The 17,055-nt window shown below is 66.0% G+C and carries 16 protein-coding genes, 1 pseudogene and 2 riboswitches; of the genes and pseudogenes, 9 read left to right on the forward strand and 8 right to left on the reverse strand.

What is annotated here, in order from left to right; genetic code table 11:
- Positions 1-189: 189 nt before the first annotated feature.
- Positions 190-1,140, reverse strand: coding sequence for a LysR substrate-binding domain-containing protein (locus tag HLH28_RS03390; protein ID WP_338029642.1), 951 nt, complete (start codon positions 1,138-1,140; stop codon positions 190-192).
- A gap of 243 nt (positions 1,141-1,383) precedes the next feature.
- On the opposite strand from HLH28_RS03390, the gene HLH28_RS03395 reads away from it, so the two are divergent.
- Both HLH28_RS03395 and HLH28_RS03400 read left to right on the forward strand, forming a co-directional pair.
- On the forward strand, positions 1,384-1,620 hold the full coding sequence (locus HLH28_RS03395; RefSeq protein WP_182954462.1) for a hypothetical protein: 237 nt from the start codon (positions 1,384-1,386) through the stop codon (positions 1,618-1,620).
- Positions 1,621-1,811: 191 nt separating this feature from the next.
- Positions 1,812-2,243 carry a VOC family protein gene (locus HLH28_RS03400; RefSeq protein ID WP_246395635.1) on the forward strand — a complete coding sequence of 144 codons (432 nt, stop codon included), beginning with the start codon at positions 1,812-1,814 and terminating at the stop codon, positions 2,241-2,243.
- 291 nt (positions 2,244-2,534) lie between these two features.
- Here HLH28_RS03400 and HLH28_RS03405 read toward each other — a convergent pair whose 3' ends face one another.
- Positions 2,535-2,723 carry a hypothetical protein gene (locus HLH28_RS03405; protein ID WP_182954463.1) on the reverse strand — a complete coding sequence of 63 codons (189 nt, stop codon included), beginning with the start codon at positions 2,721-2,723 and terminating at the stop codon, positions 2,535-2,537.
- Positions 2,724-2,985: 262 nt separating this feature from the next.
- On the opposite strand from HLH28_RS03405, the gene HLH28_RS03410 reads away from it, so the two are divergent.
- Together HLH28_RS03410 and sthA are read left to right on the forward strand one after the other, a co-directional pair.
- The gene (locus tag HLH28_RS03410; protein ID WP_182954465.1) at positions 2,986-3,555 is read left to right on the forward strand and encodes an HPF/RaiA family ribosome-associated protein; all 570 of its coding nucleotides are present in this window, start codon (positions 2,986-2,988) and stop codon (positions 3,553-3,555) included.
- Between the two features lie 120 nt (positions 3,556-3,675).
- Positions 3,676-5,121: a Si-specific NAD(P)(+) transhydrogenase gene (gene sthA, locus HLH28_RS03415; RefSeq protein WP_182954468.1), complete on the forward strand. Its 1,446-nt coding sequence runs from the start codon at positions 3,676-3,678 to the stop codon at positions 5,119-5,121.
- A 10-nt stretch (positions 5,122-5,131) separates the two neighbouring features.
- On the opposite strand, the gene HLH28_RS03420 is transcribed toward sthA, so the two are convergent.
- Genes HLH28_RS03420 through HLH28_RS03430 form a run of 3 tightly spaced genes read right to left on the reverse strand, consistent with a single transcriptional unit; the run spans position 5,132 to position 7,217 of the window.
- Positions 5,132-5,476: a DUF2834 domain-containing protein gene (locus HLH28_RS03420; protein ID WP_182954471.1), complete on the reverse strand. Its 345-nt coding sequence runs from the start codon at positions 5,474-5,476 to the stop codon at positions 5,132-5,134.
- A 17-nt stretch (positions 5,477-5,493) separates the two neighbouring features.
- Positions 5,494-6,642 carry a heparan-alpha-glucosaminide N-acetyltransferase domain-containing protein gene (locus tag HLH28_RS03425; protein WP_182954473.1) on the reverse strand — a complete coding sequence of 383 codons (1,149 nt, stop codon included), beginning with the start codon at positions 6,640-6,642 and terminating at the stop codon, positions 5,494-5,496.
- Positions 6,639-7,217, reverse strand: a complete 579-nt coding sequence (locus HLH28_RS03430; RefSeq protein ID WP_182954477.1) for a TetR family transcriptional regulator — start codon at positions 7,215-7,217, stop codon at positions 6,639-6,641. Before HLH28_RS03430 ends, HLH28_RS03425 begins: the two co-directional genes overlap by 4 nt.
- 180 nt (positions 7,218-7,397) lie before the next feature.
- On the opposite strand from HLH28_RS03430, the gene HLH28_RS03435 reads away from it, so the two are divergent.
- Together HLH28_RS03435 and HLH28_RS03440 are read left to right on the forward strand one after the other, a co-directional pair.
- Positions 7,398-8,297: a S1/P1 nuclease gene (locus tag HLH28_RS03435; protein ID WP_246395636.1), complete on the forward strand. Its 900-nt coding sequence runs from the start codon at positions 7,398-7,400 to the stop codon at positions 8,295-8,297.
- Positions 8,298-8,446: 149 nt separating this feature from the next.
- Positions 8,447-9,976 carry a S10 family peptidase gene (locus HLH28_RS03440; RefSeq protein WP_182954479.1) on the forward strand — a complete coding sequence of 510 codons (1,530 nt, stop codon included), beginning with the start codon at positions 8,447-8,449 and terminating at the stop codon, positions 9,974-9,976.
- Positions 9,977-10,131: 155 nt separating this feature from the next.
- Here HLH28_RS03440 and HLH28_RS03445 read toward each other — a convergent pair whose 3' ends face one another.
- Positions 10,132-11,289: a PepSY-associated TM helix domain-containing protein gene (locus HLH28_RS03445; RefSeq protein ID WP_338029643.1), complete on the reverse strand. Its 1,158-nt coding sequence runs from the start codon at positions 11,287-11,289 to the stop codon at positions 10,132-10,134.
- A 159-nt stretch (positions 11,290-11,448) separates the two neighbouring features.
- On the opposite strand from HLH28_RS03445, the gene HLH28_RS03450 reads away from it, so the two are divergent.
- Positions 11,449-13,683 carry a TonB-dependent siderophore receptor gene (locus HLH28_RS03450; RefSeq protein WP_182954484.1) on the forward strand — a complete coding sequence of 745 codons (2,235 nt, stop codon included), beginning with the start codon at positions 11,449-11,451 and terminating at the stop codon, positions 13,681-13,683.
- 299 nt (positions 13,684-13,982) lie between these two features.
- Here HLH28_RS03450 and HLH28_RS03455 read toward each other — a convergent pair.
- Positions 13,983-14,633, reverse strand: a pseudogene (locus tag HLH28_RS03455) (hypothetical protein).
- A riboswitch (Fluoride riboswitch) is annotated at positions 14,630-14,692 on the reverse strand. (Overlaps the previous pseudogene by 4 nt.)
- A 115-nt stretch (positions 14,693-14,807) precedes the next feature.
- Positions 14,808-14,892, forward strand: a riboswitch (Fluoride riboswitch).
- Here HLH28_RS03455 and HLH28_RS03460 point away from each other — a divergent pair.
- Together HLH28_RS03460 and crcB are read left to right on the forward strand one after the other, a co-directional pair.
- Positions 14,876-15,808, forward strand: a complete 933-nt coding sequence (locus HLH28_RS03460; RefSeq protein ID WP_246395638.1) for a universal stress protein — start codon at positions 14,876-14,878, stop codon at positions 15,806-15,808. Its footprint overlaps the riboswitch before it by 17 nt.
- 55 nt (positions 15,809-15,863) lie before the next feature.
- Positions 15,864-16,316, forward strand: coding sequence for a fluoride efflux transporter CrcB (gene crcB, locus HLH28_RS03465; protein WP_182954488.1), 453 nt, complete (start codon positions 15,864-15,866; stop codon positions 16,314-16,316).
- A gap of 195 nt (positions 16,317-16,511) precedes the next feature.
- Here the strand turns inward: crcB and HLH28_RS03470 are convergent, their stop codons facing one another.
- The gene (locus HLH28_RS03470; protein ID WP_182954491.1) at positions 16,512-16,904 is read right to left on the reverse strand and encodes a GFA family protein; all 393 of its coding nucleotides are present in this window, start codon (positions 16,902-16,904) and stop codon (positions 16,512-16,514) included.
- Positions 16,905-17,055: the final 151 nt, after the last annotated feature.

The raw sequence follows: 17,055 nt of genomic DNA on the forward strand, positions 1-17,055 counted from the left end.
TATTTATTTTCTATATTTATTAAATTCACGAAAATATTCAGGAAACGGTCATGCTGTAACGTTATTTATTTTTATATACCATCACCGGAACGCTTCCGAAAGGAACTTTCTATATCCTGGGGAAAACCAAAAGTTCCGCCTCCCCCCAGGGGCGAAACATCCCGGTTTCCTCCGGGCCGCACGGCCCCATTACCGGCCGGGCGATATCTCCGCCCGCATGACGGGCTGGAAGGTGGACGCACTGTCCAGAAGCCACGCGCAGAAGCGCGTCAGCATGCCGTTATGCCAGTTCGCATGCGGGGCCACGATCGCATAGGTACCCCGCCGCGCCTCGTGCCAGGGCATGCCAGGAACGCCGATCCGCTCGATCGTGCCGTTCAGCAGGTCCTGGTCACCCAGATAGCTGTCGATGATGGCGACCCCCTGGCTGTCCTTGGCGGCCGCCAGCGCCAGCGAGATATGCCACATCCGCGCGAACGGGCGGATGGCGGCCACCGGCACCGACTGGGCCTGGAACCACGCCATCCATCCCCTGTCGAAATCGGTGGTGATCAAGCGCTCGTCCAGCAGGTCGCGGGGGCCGCGGATCCGGCTGTTGATGTCGCGCGCCAGGCTGGGGCTCGCCACCGGAAAGATCGGCGGCCGGCAGATCTCCACCGCGCGCAGCGTGGGCGGCAGGACGTCCAGATCCTCGGGCCCCAGATAACGGATGTCCGCATGGAAATCGTCCTGCTCGAAATTCGATGGCGTCCGGTCGGGCCGGATCTGCAGTTCGATCTCGCGATAGGAATGGCGAAACGCATCCAGCCGGTAGACCAGCCAGTTGCAGGCAAAGCCGGGAACGCACCGGATCCGCAGCCCGCCGTCGGTGGTGACGCGCGCGTCCTCGGACGCACGCGCGATTTCCAGCAACGAACCGGCGATCCGCGCATGGTAGGATTGGCCGCGCGGCGTCAGCTCACCCGCGTCGCGGTTGATCAGGCCCACGCCCATCCATTCCTCCAGCCCCCGCAGATGCCTGCGGATGATGACCGGGCTGACACCCAGCAGCTGGGCCGCGCCACGCACGCTTCCGGTTCTGCCGAATGCCTCGAACGCCTTGAGCATGCCAAATGGAGGAATTGAAAGACGATTCACCATTACGTCGTCCCTTGCATCGTCCTGCGCGCCGGTGGGAAAATCCCTTTCATTCTGGTGCGACAACAACTATAGGATTGCCGCGCTTTCGCTGTAAACCCGCCCTCCCGGAACCCGGCGCGCCCGGCCTGCCGGTCCGATGCAGCCGGCTTCCGGCGTTCCGATCGCGGGCTGCAGGGGCCCCGCTTTCGACGGGGGCAGGGGTCACCGCCCTCGCTTCCCCCGGTTCAAGGACGCCTGCCCCCGATGCTCTATTTCATCAGCCTGTTCTGCTCTCCCCTCGCGCTGCTGCTGGCGGGGCGTCCGTTCCAGGCGGTGCTGAACGGACTGGTCTGGTTCGCCTCGCTGTTCGGCCTGGTCTTCATGCTGCTGCCGGGGCTGCTGCTGTGGGGAATCGGCGTCGCCCACGCCTTCGCCGTCATCAACGCCCGCGCGGCCGACCGCCGCGCCGAGCGACTGGCCCGCGCCCTGCACGACCGCTGAAACTCCGTCCGGGCCTCCGCGCCGGCGGCGACCCGACGTGCGTTTCCCCCGCCAGGCGGATGTCCCGGCGGGCTCTGACCGCCGCGGGACACCTCGCCGGATCACGAGTGCTCGCCGTCGCACAGGCGTGATCGCCGTTTCCCCCGCCACCGTGCCACCCTGACGTCGCCACATTCCACCGGCCGGGCCGGATGGCGGCCAGGCGGGACGGCAAGGGCATCGGACGAGCAGGGACACAGGCGATGATCGACCATGTCTCGATCGCGGTGACGCATATTCCACGCGCCCGCGCCTTCTACGACCGGGTGCTGGCGCCGCTGGGCCTGGCCTGCACCGCGGGGGACGAGACATCCTGTGCCGGATACGGGCCGGAAGGCGACGCGCCATTCTTCTGGCTGGCCCTGCAGGACGGCCCGGTCAGCCGCACCCATGTCGCCTTCACCGCCGCCACCCAGGCCGAGGTGCAGGATTTCCACCTGGCCGCGCTGGCGTCCGGCGCGCGCGACCACGGACCACCGGGCCTGCGCCCGGCCTACGGGCCGGATTACTACGCCGCCTTCGTCCTGGACCCGGACGGCCATAACATCGAGGCCGTCTGTCGCACCCCCAGCGATCTCTCCTGAGCGTGGACCCGAACACGCGCGCTGGCGGCGATCCGACGCGCGTCTTCCATGCCCCGAGTTCCATGCCCCGAGGCGCGAAAACGCACGTCGGGCCCGACCCATGGGGCCGCTCCCGCTCGCCAGCCTGCATCAAGCCCTGAACGATAGGCGCTGAACGCGCGGCTGGGGCATCGCCCGGCGGAACGTCTCCTGCCGGCGGTCCGGCGCACCACAACCGGGCCTGCCCGGCACCGCCAGGCCCCCGGCTCCAACCGATTTTTCAGGGCGCGCCCGGCCCCTCCCGCCGAAGCCTCAGCGTCGGTGGACGCGGCGCAGGCGCGCGCGATGGGCGGCGTGGATCTGGGCGGGGGTCCGGGCGGCGGGATCGCGACGTTCGGCCTCGTTGGCCGGCGCGGGGGGCGCCGGCTCGTTCGGGGCGTAGACGACGGCCCGGGGCGGCGCGTCGGACGCGCCTTCCCTCTTGGTGATATGTGCCGGCATCGACTGTCTCCGGTTCCGGATCGTCCGGCATCCACGCTCCGTGCGTGCGGCTCGACCCGTGTCACATTGTAACGCACCGATCGGCCCGGCGGTAAGAAGCTTTTTTGTCAGGCACGCCATACCCGCACATCATGCCGGGGCCGAACCGGTTCCCCGGGGCCACGCCCCCCGGGACCGGAACCGCGTGGCCGCCCCCACGTTTCCATCGGACGGAACCGCCCTATCGGCCGTCCGGCACGCCTCGAGCCACGAGGACAACGCCATGATCGTTCCCCTGCAGATCACCTTCAAGGGCCTGGAGCCCTCCCCCGCGCTCGAGGCCCGCATCCGCGCCCGGGCGACGCGCCTCGACCGGTTCGAGGACGACATCGTGGGATGCCACGTCACGATCGCCGCCCCCCACCGCCATCATCACCAGGGCTACCTGTACACGGCCTGCATCGAAATCTCCGCCCCGGGCGGCCGGATCGTGGTCTCGCACGACAATCCGCGCGACCCCGCCCATGCGGACCCGTACGTCACGGTGCGCGACGCCTTCGACGCCGCCATCCGCCAGCTGGAAGACCATGTCCGCACCCGGGGCGACCGCGCGGCGCCCCACCCGTCCCCCCTGCCCCACGGCCAGGTCACCCGGCTGGACGAGGCCGCCGGCAGCGGCGTCATCGCGACCGATGACGGGCAGGACGTGACCTTCGACCGCAACAGCGTCGTCGGCCACGCCTTCGACCGCCTGCGGGTCGGCAGCAAGGTCCGCCTGGCCGCCGCCGGGGATTCCGACGGGCTGCGCGCCAGCACGGTCTACCTGCTGGACACGCCCTATTCCGCCGCCTGACGCCGGCCCGCGCCCGGACCGGTTTTTCCCCGTCCCCCTGCCGCCGCACGGGCCGTCCGCGCGTTGCCCTGAAGACCGCGCCGTCCCCACGGGGGCGGCCAGACCGGGCAGGACGGGCGCATGACCGAATCCCACGAATACGACCTCATCGTGATCGGCAGCGGCCCGTCGGGCCGGCGCGCCGCGATCCAGGCCGCCAAGTTCGGACGCACCGTCCTGGTGATCGACCGGGGCGCGCGCGTCGGCGGGGTCTCGGTCCATACCGGCACCATCCCGTCGAAAACCCTGCGCGAAACCGTGCTCAACCTGACCGGCTGGCGCGAACGCGGCTTCTACGGCATGGCCTACCGGGTCAAGACCGACATCAGCGCCGGCGACCTGCGCGCGCGCCTGGCCAAGACGCTGGAATACGAGGTCGACGTCCTGGAACATCAGTTCGCGCGCAACGGCGTGGCCGTGCAGCGCGGGCTGGCGCATTTCGTGGATCCCCATCGCCTCGACATCCTCACCCCCGCCGGGGACACCAGGACGGTCTCCGCCGACAAGATCGTCATCGCCGTGGGCACCCGGCCCTACCGGCCGCCGCACGTGCCCTTCGACGACAGGATCGTGCTCGACAGCGACGGCATCATCAGCCTCGACCGGCTGCCGCGTGCCCTGACGGTGGTGGGCGGCGGGGTCATCGGCATCGAATACGCCACGATCTTCAGCGCGCTGGACGTGCGGGTGACCATCATCGATTCCAAGGACGGCATCCTGGAATTCGTCGATCGCGAACTGGTCGCCAATTTCATGCATCAACTGCGCGACCACGGGGTGAATTTCCGCCTCGGGGCCCGCCTGGAGGCCATCCGGATCGAATCCGGACAGCCGGTGGCGCTGCTGGAAGGCGGCCAGCGCGTGCGCGGGGACATGCTGCTCTATACCGCCGGCCGCGCGGGGGCGACGGACCAGCTCAACCTCGCCGCCTGCGGGCTGCACGCCGACCATCGCGGCCGGCTGAAGGCCGATCCGAAAACCTTCCAGACCGCCGTCCCCCATATCTACGCGACCGGCGACGTGATCGGCTTCCCCTCCCTGGCCTCGACCTCGCTGGAGCAGGGGCGCATCGCCGCGTGCCATGCCTTCCACCGGGACGTGCCGCCCGCGCCGGAATTCTTCCCCTACGGCATCTATTCCGTACCGGAAATCTCCACCGTGGGCATGAGCGAGGAAGACGCCCGCACCCGGGGCGTGCCCTATGAATGCGGCGTCGCCCGCTTCCGCGAGACCTCGCGCGGCAACATCATGGGGCTGCGCGGCGGCATGCTCAAGCTCGTGATCGCGCTGGAAACGCGCCGGCTGCTCGGCGTGCATATCGTGGGCGAGGGCGCGACCGAACTGATTCACATCGGGCAGGCGGTGCTCAATCTCGGCGGCACGCTGGACTATTTCCTCGACGCCACCTTCAACTACCCGACCCTGGCCGAGGCCTACAAGGTCGCCGCCTTCGACGCCTGGAACCGCATCGCCCCCCGCGCCCCAGAACCGCCGCCGCCCCCGGATCCGCCCGAAATCACCCCGTGACCCCGGCCCTTCAGGAAACGCGCGACATTCCTTCCATCCTCACCTGCCGCAGATACAGCATCAGCGGCAGCCCGAACGACACCCCCACCAGCAGGGTCGCCGCATAGACCGGCCACACCCGCGCCAGCCGCCCGGCCCGGCGCTCCACCCCGGCGAAGCGGAACAGCACGATCGCCGACACGACGACATCCGCCGCGCAGAACAGGCTGATCCGGTTCGCCGCCAGGTCGCGCAGGAACCGGCCGCCCCCCATCCCGCCGCCGGACCCATGGTCCAGCAGCCAGGGTACGAAGAACGCATAGGGCACGACCACGCCCAGCACGCACAGGCCCAGATACAGATGCCGCACCGGCATGCTTTCCTCCCGCGATTTCAGAACAGATGAACCCAGGACGCGGCCGGCCGGTCCCGCCGCATCCGCGCGAACCCGACGCACAGCCGATGCAGCGGCCACAGCCCGGCCAGCCAGACCAGCATCCCCACGCCGTAATGCGCGCCCGCCGGGAAAAACACCGCGCCCACCACGGCGAACAGCCACAGATGCGCCAGATAGAACGGCAGCGGCGCCCGCCCGAACCCGACGCAGATCCGCCCGATCCACCCCGCCGGGCGCGACAGGACCCGGAACAGGCACAGGTTGCCCCCCAGCATGGCCAGCACGAACACCGGCGCGGGCGGGTATTTCACCAGGTTGAAGAATTCCCGCCACGACCCGTCGCGCGGCGCGCGCAGATTGCCGAACGTCCCATGCCAGCGCAGCAGGACGGCCGCCAGCAGGCACGCGGCGCCGATCCATGCCGCGGCCCGGATCGTCTCCGCCCTCCACCGGACCAGGCACTGGCCGAAGACATGCCCCAGCAGCGCCACCCCCAGCCACGGCAGCACCGGATATTCGACATACAGCCCGCCCGTCTGCCCCGCGACCAGGCCCAGGCGCGCCGGCATCCCCACCGGGCGCCCCGCATCGCCGGGCAGGAACAGCGACGGCGACAGCACGCAGAATCCCGCCAGCAGCAGCATCGCCGCGCGCCGACGCATCACGGGCTGCAGCATCGCCAGCACGACCGTGCAGATCCCCAGCGTCGTCAGCACCGTCACCGGCAGCCGGATCGCCGGCCCGGCCCCGGGCCAGCCGCCCGGGGTCGCCCCGACCCGGCTGGCATGGATCGCGACCAGCCAGGCCGGCACCTCCACGACCCAGCTCAGCAGCATCAGCACCAGGCCGCGCAGCGCCACATGCCCGGCCAGCCGCCACCCGCTCCAGTCCGCCCGGCGGCTGGACAGCAGCGCGATTCCCGCACCCATCCAGAAGAAGAATCCCGGCGCGCACAGGTCGGACAGGACCCGGTATCCCAGCGCGACCAGGTCGGCCCATCCGGTGCCGTACCGCGTCCAGGTCCCCGCCCAGAACTCCGCCGCATGGCGGTGCACCACCAGCGCGTTCACATGGTCCGTCGCCATGACCAGCATGATCGCTCCGCGCGCCGCATCGATCCCGGCGATGCGGTCGGACCGGCTCATGCCCCGTCCCCCGCCAGCGGCAGCAGGTCGAGAAACGCATCGACCACGCCGGTCAGGCGCTCGGCCTCGTCCGTCGCGGCCAGCTCCAGCGTCGCGCCGCGCAGCATCGCGATCGTCATCCCGCCCAGCAGCCGCGCCCGCGCCGGCGTCTCCCCCGCGTTGCGGAAGCGCGCGCTCATCGTCTCCAGCCAGAAATGCGCCGTGCGCTGCGGGTAGTCGCCGAACCGCCCCGGCTCGCGCGCCGCGATCGCGTACATTTCGTAGAAGATCCGCAAGGTCGGACGCATGGCCGGGCTGGCCAGGTGCCGCCACAACGCCCGATAGATCGCGCGCGGGTCGCCATGCATCGGCAGCCGCGCCTCCACCTCCACCGCTCCGGCCTCGCGCATCGTGTCGAACACGGTGCACAGCAGCTGCTCGCGCGATCCGAAATGATACAGGATCGTCCGATGGCTGGTCCCGATCGCCGCCGCCAGCGGCCGCAGCGAAAACGCCGCCACGCCGTTCTCGCGGACATACGCGATGATTTTCTCCAGCAGCCGGGTGCGCAGTTCGGGGTCCACGGGACGCGCCATCGCCGTCTTTCCAATTCATGATCCGATCGGTTCATGAATAAACGGCACCGCCGCCGCTGTCCAGTGCCCCGACACCGGTCGGCGACGCCACCCCGGGGATTGCACATGCCCCGGCGAAACGAATAACTGTCCCTGAACCGCGGACGGGGGTCCGCACGACAGGGGATGGAGGAAAGCGGAATGGGCTTACGCAGGATGCTGGGCTGCACGGCGCTGGCGATGGGCCTGGGCACGGGGGCGGCGCAGACCGCCTATGCCTGGGGCGGCAACGGCCATGCGATCGTCGCCGACATCGCCGAGGCCCGCCTGACCCCGGCCGCCGCGCGGCAGGTCGCCGACCTGCTCGCCCTGGAAGGCCACCGGACGATGGACCAGGTCGCCTCCTGGCCCGACACGATCGGCCATATCCCGCCCGACAAGGGCGGCGCGCCGGAAACGCTGCCGTGGCATTACGTCGACATCGATGTCGACGCGCCGGCCTACGCCGCCGCCGACTGCCCGGACCGCAATTGCGTGGTGGAACGCCTGCCGGAACTGGCCCGCGTCCTGGGCGACGCCCGCGCCCCGCGCGCCAGGCGGCTGGTCGCCCTGAAATGGGTGGTGCATCTGGTGGGCGACATCCACCAGCCGCTGCACGCCGCCGAACGCGACCATGACAAGGGCGGCAACATGGTCAAGGTCAGCTATTTCGGCGAGACGCGGAACGGGCACCTCAATCTGCATTCCCTGTGGGACGAGGCGATCCTGGAACATGAAACCGGCCTGACGACCGGGCCGCACTACACGATCGACCTGGCCCGCGCCCGGCAGGAGGCCGACATCCTGAACGCCCGGATCACCCCCGGCCAGGCGGCGGCGTGGGCCCCGCAGGGCCTGCCCGGATCGCTGGACCCGACCGTCACCGCCTGGGCGAACGAAAGCCACGCCCTGGCGCGCGACGTGACCTACGCCGACCTGCCGAAGACGGGCAACGCGCTGGGCGACGCCTACGACCAGGCGGCATGGCCGGTGATCCAGATCCGCCTGGAACAGGCGGGCGTCCGGCTGGCGGACGTCCTGAACGCCGCCCTGCCCGGCTAGGACAGCAGCACCGCCCCCGCCCCCAAAGGGCATTGCCCCGGGGAAACCCGGAACTTCACAAACGCACGGGATGCAAGGGCCAGGGCCCTTGCCGGGTCCGGGCAGAGCCCGGCCTCCCCGTCCCCCCGCCACCAGACCAAGGACCGTTCATGTCACGCTCCCGCCTTGCCGCCCTCCTGCTGGCCTCGGCCTGCCTTGCGACCTCCGCCTCAGCCTCCGCCGCCGACAAGCCCGCCGAAACGCCCGGGGCCGACGCGGCGAAGCCGGACGCGCTGAAGGGCCAGGCCGCCCTGCTGCCCGCGGATTCGATCACCCGGCACCGTTTCACGGTCGGCGGCCAGACCATCGCCTACACCGCCCATGCCGGTACGCTGACCCTGCGCACCGGCGACGGCAAGCCGGGGGCAAAGGTGTTCTACGTCGCCTACACCCAGGACGGCGCCAACCCGCAGGCCCGGCCGGTCTCGTTCTTCTTCAACGGCGGCCCGGGCGCGGGGTCGGCCTACCTCAACCTGGGCGCGGCGGGTCCGCGCGTCCTGCAATTCCCCAGGGACACGCCCACCGACGGCGCGGCGGCCCACCTGGCGGACAATCCCGACAGCTGGCTTCCGGCCACGGACATGGTGTTCATCGATGCGGTCGGCACGGGCTACAGCCTGCCGGTCGACCCGTCCAAGGCCGCCGCGGCCTATTACGGCGTGACCAAGGACGGCGCGGCCTTCTCCAAGGCCATCGAGCTCTGGGTCGGGCAGAACGGGCGGCAGGCGTCGCCGCACTACCTGGTCGGCGAAAGCTACGGCGGCATCCGCTCGATCCAGGTCGCGTGGCAGCTGCAGCAGGAACAGAACCTGATCGTCAACGGCATCGTCATGATCTCGCCGGCGATCCAGATGCAGTACCTGGACACGGCCAACAACCCGGTGGCGGCGGCCATGACCCTGCCCACCTTCATCGCCGCCCATCTGGACGCGACGCACCAGCTGACGCCGGCCGCCGTGGACGACGCCTATCGCTACGCGTTCGGCCCCTACCTGACGACGCTGGCCAACGCCCCGCCGCAGGGCGCGGCCGCGCAGACGTTCTATGCCGACGTCGCCCGCCGCACGGGCCTGCCCGAAGCCGTCGTCGCCAAGCAGCGCGGCACGCTGGACCCGATGTCCCACGACGTGCGCAGCCGCGACGGGCGGCTGTACGGGCTGTACGATTTCACGCAATCCATCGCCGATCCGTACCCCGAGGGCATCGACAACAACGACAGCCCGGAAATGACGCTGTCGGGCTTCGGCCGCGCCTACGGCAACGCCTTCGCCGGCTATGCGGCGAACGAGCTGGGCTTCCGCACCGACCTGACGTACGACCTGCTGAGCATGGAGGTCAACGGCGCGTGGGCCTGGGGCGACAAGGGCTCGCCGATGACCGACCAGGTCGCGCTGCTGCGCAAGCTGCTGGCGCTCGATCCCGGGCTGCGCATCTTCGTCGCCAACGGCTATTTCGACATGGCCTGCCCCTTCGGCACCACCCGCTGGACGCGCGACCACATCCCCGTCGGCGCCGACCGGATCGGCCTGCATCTCTATGCCGGCGGCCACATGCTCTACGCCCGCCCCGACAGCCGCGCCGCCCTCTGGCACGACGTCGACAGCTTCTACACCGCCGCCCAGACCCCGCGTTCGAAGTAACCACCCCACAACCGGCAGGGCCCGTCACCCGACAGGCCCTGCCCCCGCCGCCTCCATGAAACTCCGGCATATGCCGATGGGTCGTCCGGGCCACGTCCGCTGTAGAAAGCGGCCGCGGCACTGAAGAGGGACCGGCCGTCAGTCAAGATGAATGCTCACGCACGTCCTTTTGCGACCTCTCGCGTTTCTCCCGTTCTTCTTTTCCGTAAAAAATACATCCATGTGCCAGTCGCGAAGAGAAACGTGACCGACAGGCTGGATACGACCATGACGATCTGCCCGGGCAGGCCAAGGAAGCTGCCGCGATGGACCTCGAACATGCTGGTTGCGATAACCGCGCCCGCATTTCGATTTCTATAAAGGTCGATTTTGATCTGGCGGCCGTCCCGGGCGTCAAAGTAATAATCGTCCGTCATATGCCCATGCCGGGCATGGGCTGCGAGGCGCGATATCCTTATGGGGTTGCCGTGCGCTGCCATGAAGATGGTCGCGGCGCCGAAATCGGGCTCAACATTCGCGTCAAACCGGGACCACACCGTCCCGTAAACCGCCGCCCCGTAAACCGCCGGCGTCGAGACGACCGCAGGACGCGGCCTCTCGGGTACGGCGTCCAGCAGATGCTGCACCCCGCTGCGATACCAGCCGTATGACCACCACAGTGCGGTCAATCCGCTGACGAGGTACAGGATCGCCCCCCAGCCTCCAATGACGGCATGGAGATTCCGGTAGAGAGGCGCCCCGCGACGCCTGAAATCGATGGCAAACCACGGTCGCCAACTGAAAGGCTTGCGCGGCCAGCGGAGATAGATCCCGGAGAGAGACAGGTACACGACGCACAGGGCAGCAATAGCTGTAATCTGGCGACCCGGGCCGGACCCACGCCCGGGCAACGCGAGGAAGCGGTGGATGTCTTCCACACAATCGAAGAACGATTGTCCATTGCGCGCGCCAATGATGCGGCCGTCTCGCGGGTCGATGTAGATTTCCCGCTCGCGCATCCAGGGCCGTTCTCCGGCCAGCCGCAAACGCCAGGAGCGACGATGGTCGGAATAGATCGTCAGTCGCTCGACCCTGAACCGGGGATCGGCACGACCGACCCGTGCAAGAAGGTCGTCAGGGCGCAGGAAGGGCGCTTCGGCCCCCGTCAGACGGACGACATGAGGGCTGAGACTGTCCATCATGCCGTCTTCGAAACTCAGCATGGCACCCGTTGTGGCCATGACGGCCACAACAGCCCCAAAAGTCAGGCCGAGCCATCTATGTATAGATGACAGAACCGCACGCATTTTTACGTTATCGATCCCCAATATCATCTACATGTTCACAAATGCGTCACAAACGCACAATAGAAAACGGCAATAGACGCACGTCCACCTGAATCGTCATGTCCGCCCTGCCCCTACGCTTCGTTGCGTTGCGTTTCCTTGCGGTATGCAAACCTTCTTTACATAGCGTGCGAGGCCTGTCAAAGAATGACAATCATTCGCAACATGGTGACGCTGATGCGCTCGTTATGGTCCGTTCCCGCTGTCTGCTGCGCTCTGGCTTCGGCCGCGTGGGCGGAGCCCGCCACGGCGCAATCCCTATCGGGTAACGTTTCGGAAACCTCGCCCAAGGCCAGGAACCCTCCCTCCCGGAAATCGAAGGCTCCTCAGAAGACCGATGTGCGCAGCGACGCCGTCGAGATTGGCGAGCACATCGACGTCCGGGGATCGCGGCAGGGGTTCAAATCGGAAGCCGTCCAGATCGGCTCATTTCGCAACCAGTCCATCCTGGAAGCGCCGATGATCGTGACCGTCGTGAACAGGGCGCTGCTCGACGCGGAAGGCGCCCAGTCCATGGAGGAGGCGATGCGTAATTCGCCCGGCCTCACGGCGATGGCGACGCCCCCGTTCATCGCGCCGACCTTCATGGCCCGCGGTATCCAGATCCAGGGCCGGACGAATTACCGGCTCGACGGCACGCTGCCCATTATTTCGTTCACGCCGATCCCGATGGAAGACAAGGAGGCCGTGGAGGTCCTGAAGGGAGCATCCGCAATTTATTACGGCTTCTCAACCCCGTCGGCCATGGCGAACTTCCGAATGAAGCGGGCCGGATCCAGGCCCGTCACGGACCTCACCCTGACCGGAGACAGCCAGGGCAGCTACGGCGGGGGTGTCGATTTCGGCCGGCAGGTCGGCAAGGACAGGCAGTTCGGTTACCGGATCAACGTGTACGGCACGCATATCGTCGCCCCTGTCGATGGAATCGACGGATATCGCTGGCTCACCTCCGGCGCGTTCGACTGGCGCCCCACGGAGAAGCTTCAGTTCAAGCTGGATGTGGAGCATTACCAGCAGGTCATGGACAACCCGGGCGGCCTGATCGTTCCCTCGGCGGTGGGCGCCGTCAACGGCGTCGGCGGCCATATTGCCCTTCCGCGCATACCGCGCATCTACAACAGGTACGCGCCCATCAATTCGCCCTTTGACACCGCCGCCGACAACGCATTGGGCCGCATCGACTACGCCATCTGGCGGGACTGGAGCCTGCGCCTCGAAGGCGGTCTGGCGCGGGACACACGGGCCCGGAGTGGACCGTACGTGCAGAACTACAATGTCGTGACGGGCTGGGGAAAGGAATCGGCATATTACGAAGGGGACGAAGTCTACTACAACGTGAACGCCAGGGCGGAAATATCCGGTTCGTTCAGGACATGGTTCATCAACCATGAAACTGTATCCGGCTATACCAGAAACGACCAGATTCAGGACAACCATCCGCAGATCACGTACGCCACGTTCGACCAGAACATCTACCATCCCGTCCAGATGGATATGCGAAACATGAAGGTCGTAAGCGCGAAGACGGCCTATGGGGCCGAAAATACCGACAACGGCCTCTATTTCATGGACAAGGCCCGCATGGGGAAGCACGTCATCGTGACCGGCGGGTTCCGATACGAGATTTATAAAACCCTGCAGATGAAGGACAACAGCTCCTACAGCCTGGACCGGATAACGCCTTTCGGGGCTCTCAACATCCTTCCCATCAAAAGCCTCTCCCTGTATGCCTCCTATATCGAGGGGCTTGAAAGCGCCGGCACGGCACCGAATTCCGCATCGAATTCCGGTTCCATTCTGCCACCTTCGGTCAGCGAGCAATATGAATTCGGCGGAAAATGGGATACCGGGAGAGGCCTCCTCTCGGTTGCGTATTTCCACATCAATCACGCCCTCGCTTACACAAATACCAGTGGCGTCTACGTGACGAACGGCAGGGCCGTTCACAAGGGCATCGAAGCGTCATACCAGGGAAACATCACGAAGGAAGTGTCCGCCCAGCTCTCCGGCACATGGATAGACGCCGTCCAGAAAAACACCGGATATGATTATGAAGATAACAAGAAGGTTCTGAACGTCCCAAAATGGGCCGCCTCGGCGTTCGTCCAGTACACGCCGTCCTTCTTCCCCAGGCTTTCGGTCAACGCGGGCGTGAACTACATCGGTGCGCGACCGCTGGACGTGCAGAACCTGGCGACCATTCCGGGCTACGCAATCATGAGCGCGGGCGCCAGCTATCGGACGAAGATGGGGGGACACAACATCGTCTTCAGGGCAAACGGCAACAACATAACCAATGCCCGCTACTGGGCCTCGGGCGACGATATCCTGTTCGTCGGCATGGGCGCCACCGCCCATTTCTCGGCAACGACCTCTTTCTGAGGCAGTGGAATTCATTGGAAATAATTTGAAATTTTCCATGATGAGATCGGACCGAGCGTCCTGCCGCAGTGCAGGATCTGCCGGCATGGCGGTCTGAGGAAACGATCAGGAATGGCGGTGGACCCATGATGGTTTCCTGTCCGCGAGCGGCGCGCTGTCCCACACGCCAGCGCTGACGAAGTGATGCAGCCGATCTTACGGAACCTCGCCCGCGACGACCTCGGATGGCGCGGCGACACGGAATTAAAGTCGCCGCCAGCTATCGCATACCTGCTTCCGCGCTACACTCGTCATCAATTTCAATTATTTGCCGATCTGATTGGTAAGGGTACATGTCCTGATTTTACCGTCGCAGGCTCGCGCGCGAAGGGCGACATGAACTCCGCTTCGGCAATGAATGCATACTCGATCTCCAGAAGACGGTTATATTTCGCGCTCCGCTCGCTCCGGCACAGCGAACCGGTCTTGATCTGTCCCCCTCCCATCGCGACGGCAAAGTCCGCGATGAAGGAATTCTCCGTTTCACCGGAACGGTAAGACACGATATAGGCCTACCCCGCACGTCTTGCCGCTTCAATCGCCGCGACGGTCTCGGTGACCGTACCGATCCGGTTCAGCTTGATCAGCACCGCATTGGCGGTCCTCTCGCGGATGCCACGTTCGATAAATGCGGGATTGGTGACGAAGATATCATCACCGACAATCTGTAAACGCTTGCCAGGTTTCGCAGTCTGCTCCGCGAAGCCGGCCCAGTCATCCTCGGCGGTCGCTGTCATTCCGCCATCAAGCGTCACCATCACACGGATGGTCGGGTTCCCCCGGGAATCAAGGACTTCCAGGGCGTCGATGTTGCTGACGCGGAAATCGGTATCGGAAACCATCATCGTATCCTTCCATTTCGATGGTCGCGGAAGGATACGAATCTCCTGCCGCGACAACACATGTCGCATAGGCAGGAGTCATCGGCCCCGAGGGCGGTTACGGGAGGAACTCCATCTCCCTTTCACGTTCAAGGCGTGGTCGTGGCCCTTTTCATGGTCAAGCGTGCCTGACCGCGTCGCCCCGCACATCCCGCCAACGGCATGGCTTCCAACACTTGACAAGGTCCGTCGTTCACTGGTGATATCGACGATGGCAATGGATTCTGCCTGATCGCCGCAAGGCGGTCGAACCGCTTCCCTTGTGGAAGCTGATGATTCCTACCCTGCGGGCTTGCAAGGGGAGGAATCTGTCCGGTTGTCCTTTCCTCATCGTATGGCTCCGTTATCGACCGTTGCGGGAGAACGACGTCATGCGCCTTCTGATTGTTCTGGACAGACCCGATACTGCGCTCTTTACGCTCAAGACGGCGGGTGCTTTGGCCGAACGGTTGCATGCGGATCATATTCGCATCCTGCATCCCCGCCTTGCGGACAATCCCGCGTTCCAGACTCCCGATGAGGGGATGCCGACCACGGGGGAACAGCAGCGTTTCGCTCGCGAGGTGACCGAACGCGCCGACAAATTGCGTGAAATAGCCTCTGCCTGGATGGGGCCGGCGCCAGCCGGCGTGCGACATCAACCCGACAGGCAATGGGTCGAAATCGCGGGGGACGTACGCAAGATCGCGGCGCAGGAAGCGCGAAGCGCCGATTTCGTCATTCATGGCCGCCCTCGTGCGGGCGATCCGGGCTATGTCGCGGACGCCTTCGCGGGCATCCTCTATGACGCGGAAGCCACGCTGGTTGTCGCCCCGCTTCAGGACTATTCCTCCGTCGGGCGGAGGCCGGTGATCGGATGGCGTCCCTCTCGCGCGCTCGACAATGCCATCGCGGCCGCCATGCCCCTGCTGGAAGCCGCCGAACGCGTAACCCTCATTATCGGCGAGCATGCCGGCACCAGGACGAAGCTGCCGGAGTTCACCGACGCCCTGGCCGACCGAGGCGTAAAGATCATTGTCGACCGGTTCAGGATCGATGGAGACGGCGACGTTGGCGAGCAGATTCGTGCCCATGCCCTGGCCGCCAATGCCGACCTCCTCATCATGGGTGCCTATACCCGGCCGCATTTTCTCGAATGGCTGTTCGGCGGCCCCACACAGGATGTGTTCGCCCACGCCACCCTGCCGATCCTGACCCATCACTGAATATTGAAAAAGAGCGTTCGCAGCGGCTGAGCATGCGGGCCTGGAGGATATATCCATGACGTCTGGCTTTCTCACCCCGATGTGGATCGCCGTCGCGGGCGCGATGGGAACATTGCTTCGTTATTACATGGGTCTTTTGACACTATCCTGGAGCCAGCGGCTACCGTGGGGCACAATCCTCATCAATGTGACGGGCTCCTTTGCCATTGCTTTCTTCAGTGCCCTGACGGCTGCTCACGCCCGCTTTCCCGCTTCGAACGAAACCCGGCTGATCGTCATGGCGGGGATCTGCGGTGGCTATACGACGTTTTCGGCCTTCAGCCTCCAGACCATCGATCTCGCCCGCGATGGCGCTCTGGGGCGCGCCCTGCTCAATATCACCTTCTCACTGGTCCTGTGCCTCGGCGCCACGGCAGTCGGATATGTGTCCGCCGATGGGATCAACCAGCACTCTGCGGGTGCCCGCACCCCGCCCACGCCCGACCCTGTCACCCGGCAGGGCACGTAAGAACGAAACATCGGTCCATTTGTATATTACGGATGATATATTACGGCGCCCTGACGATTGCGACCTCTCGCGTTAACCGGCATCCCGTCTCGCAGGGCATTCAAGCCTGAATGCATTTCCCCTGACGGCTACGTGCTCTTGCACGCACGGAGCGGTCCGCAGGCCAAAGCCATGGACATTGCTCGTACCGGCCTCCTATCCGCCGCGTGATCGCACATAGCGCGCAAGGTCCCCCGTTATCAGGTCCCAGTCGAGCGCCTCGCTCGTCCAGACATGAAAGGTCGGAGGAATCGCATTCGGGTTGTCCAGGCTCACCGTCATGACGTCGAGTTCGCCGGGCGTGTCATCCCGGCGATAGGTCAGGGGGGACCCGCATCGGCCGCAGAAGCTCCGGATGACGCCGGGTGAGGAACTATAATCGACCGGCACACCGCGCGTGTAGCGAAAGCCCGCGGACAGCACGCCAACGAAGGGAAGTCGGGGCGACGATGCAGCACGCCGGCAGGTCTCGCAATGGCAGATGCCACTGCTGACCGGTTCGCCCTCGGCGATATAGCGCACGGCGCCGCAAAGACATCCACCCTCCATCTACCCCTCCGACATTGGCCGGTTCGACCATTTCACACAACCGACCTCATCATGGGCGGCATAAATCGACGCTACCCGGACGCCACCTCGATTTCCGGACAGTCTCCAGGATAGGGTGCCTGCCATGTCTCTGATTGAAAGAAGAAAGCAG

It is taken from the genome of Gluconacetobacter tumulisoli (genome assembly GCF_014174155.1).
GTDB classification, from domain to species: Bacteria; Pseudomonadota; Alphaproteobacteria; order Acetobacterales; family Acetobacteraceae; genus Gluconacetobacter; species Gluconacetobacter tumulisoli.

Excerpts from the sequence above, each read along its gene's own strand:
- HLH28_RS03390 (WP_338029642.1), bottom strand. The coding sequence starts at position 1,140 with ATGGTGAATCGTCTTTCAATTCCTCCATTTGGCATGCTCAAGGCGTTC.
- HLH28_RS03425 (WP_182954473.1), bottom strand. The coding sequence starts at position 6,642 with ATGAGCCGGTCCGACCGCATCGCCGGGATCGATGCGGCGCGCGGAGCG.
- HLH28_RS03435 (WP_246395636.1), top strand. The coding sequence starts at position 7,398 with ATGGGCTTACGCAGGATGCTGGGCTGCACGGCGCTGGCGATGGGCCTG.
- HLH28_RS03440 (WP_182954479.1), top strand. The coding sequence starts at position 8,447 with ATGTCACGCTCCCGCCTTGCCGCCCTCCTGCTGGCCTCGGCCTGCCTT.
- HLH28_RS03460 (WP_246395638.1), top strand. The coding sequence starts at position 14,876 with ATGATTCCTACCCTGCGGGCTTGCAAGGGGAGGAATCTGTCCGGTTGT.
- HLH28_RS03400 (WP_246395635.1), top strand. The coding sequence starts at position 1,812 with ATGGCGGCCAGGCGGGACGGCAAGGGCATCGGACGAGCAGGGACACAG.
- HLH28_RS03420 (WP_182954471.1), bottom strand. The coding sequence starts at position 5,476 with ATGCCGGTGCGGCATCTGTATCTGGGCCTGTGCGTGCTGGGCGTGGTC.
- HLH28_RS03430 (WP_182954477.1), bottom strand. The coding sequence starts at position 7,217 with ATGGCGCGTCCCGTGGACCCCGAACTGCGCACCCGGCTGCTGGAGAAA.
- sthA (WP_182954468.1), top strand. The coding sequence starts at position 3,676 with ATGACCGAATCCCACGAATACGACCTCATCGTGATCGGCAGCGGCCCG.
- crcB (WP_182954488.1), top strand. The coding sequence starts at position 15,864 with ATGACGTCTGGCTTTCTCACCCCGATGTGGATCGCCGTCGCGGGCGCG.
- HLH28_RS03445 (WP_338029643.1), bottom strand. The coding sequence starts at position 11,289 with ATGATATTGGGGATCGATAACGTAAAAATGCGTGCGGTTCTGTCATCT.
- HLH28_RS03410 (WP_182954465.1), top strand. The coding sequence starts at position 2,986 with ATGATCGTTCCCCTGCAGATCACCTTCAAGGGCCTGGAGCCCTCCCCC.
- HLH28_RS03395 (WP_182954462.1), top strand. The coding sequence starts at position 1,384 with ATGCTCTATTTCATCAGCCTGTTCTGCTCTCCCCTCGCGCTGCTGCTG.
- HLH28_RS03470 (WP_182954491.1), bottom strand. The coding sequence starts at position 16,904 with ATGGAGGGTGGATGTCTTTGCGGCGCCGTGCGCTATATCGCCGAGGGC.
- HLH28_RS03450 (WP_182954484.1), top strand. The coding sequence starts at position 11,449 with ATGACAATCATTCGCAACATGGTGACGCTGATGCGCTCGTTATGGTCC.
- HLH28_RS03405 (WP_182954463.1), bottom strand. The coding sequence starts at position 2,723 with ATGCCGGCACATATCACCAAGAGGGAAGGCGCGTCCGACGCGCCGCCC.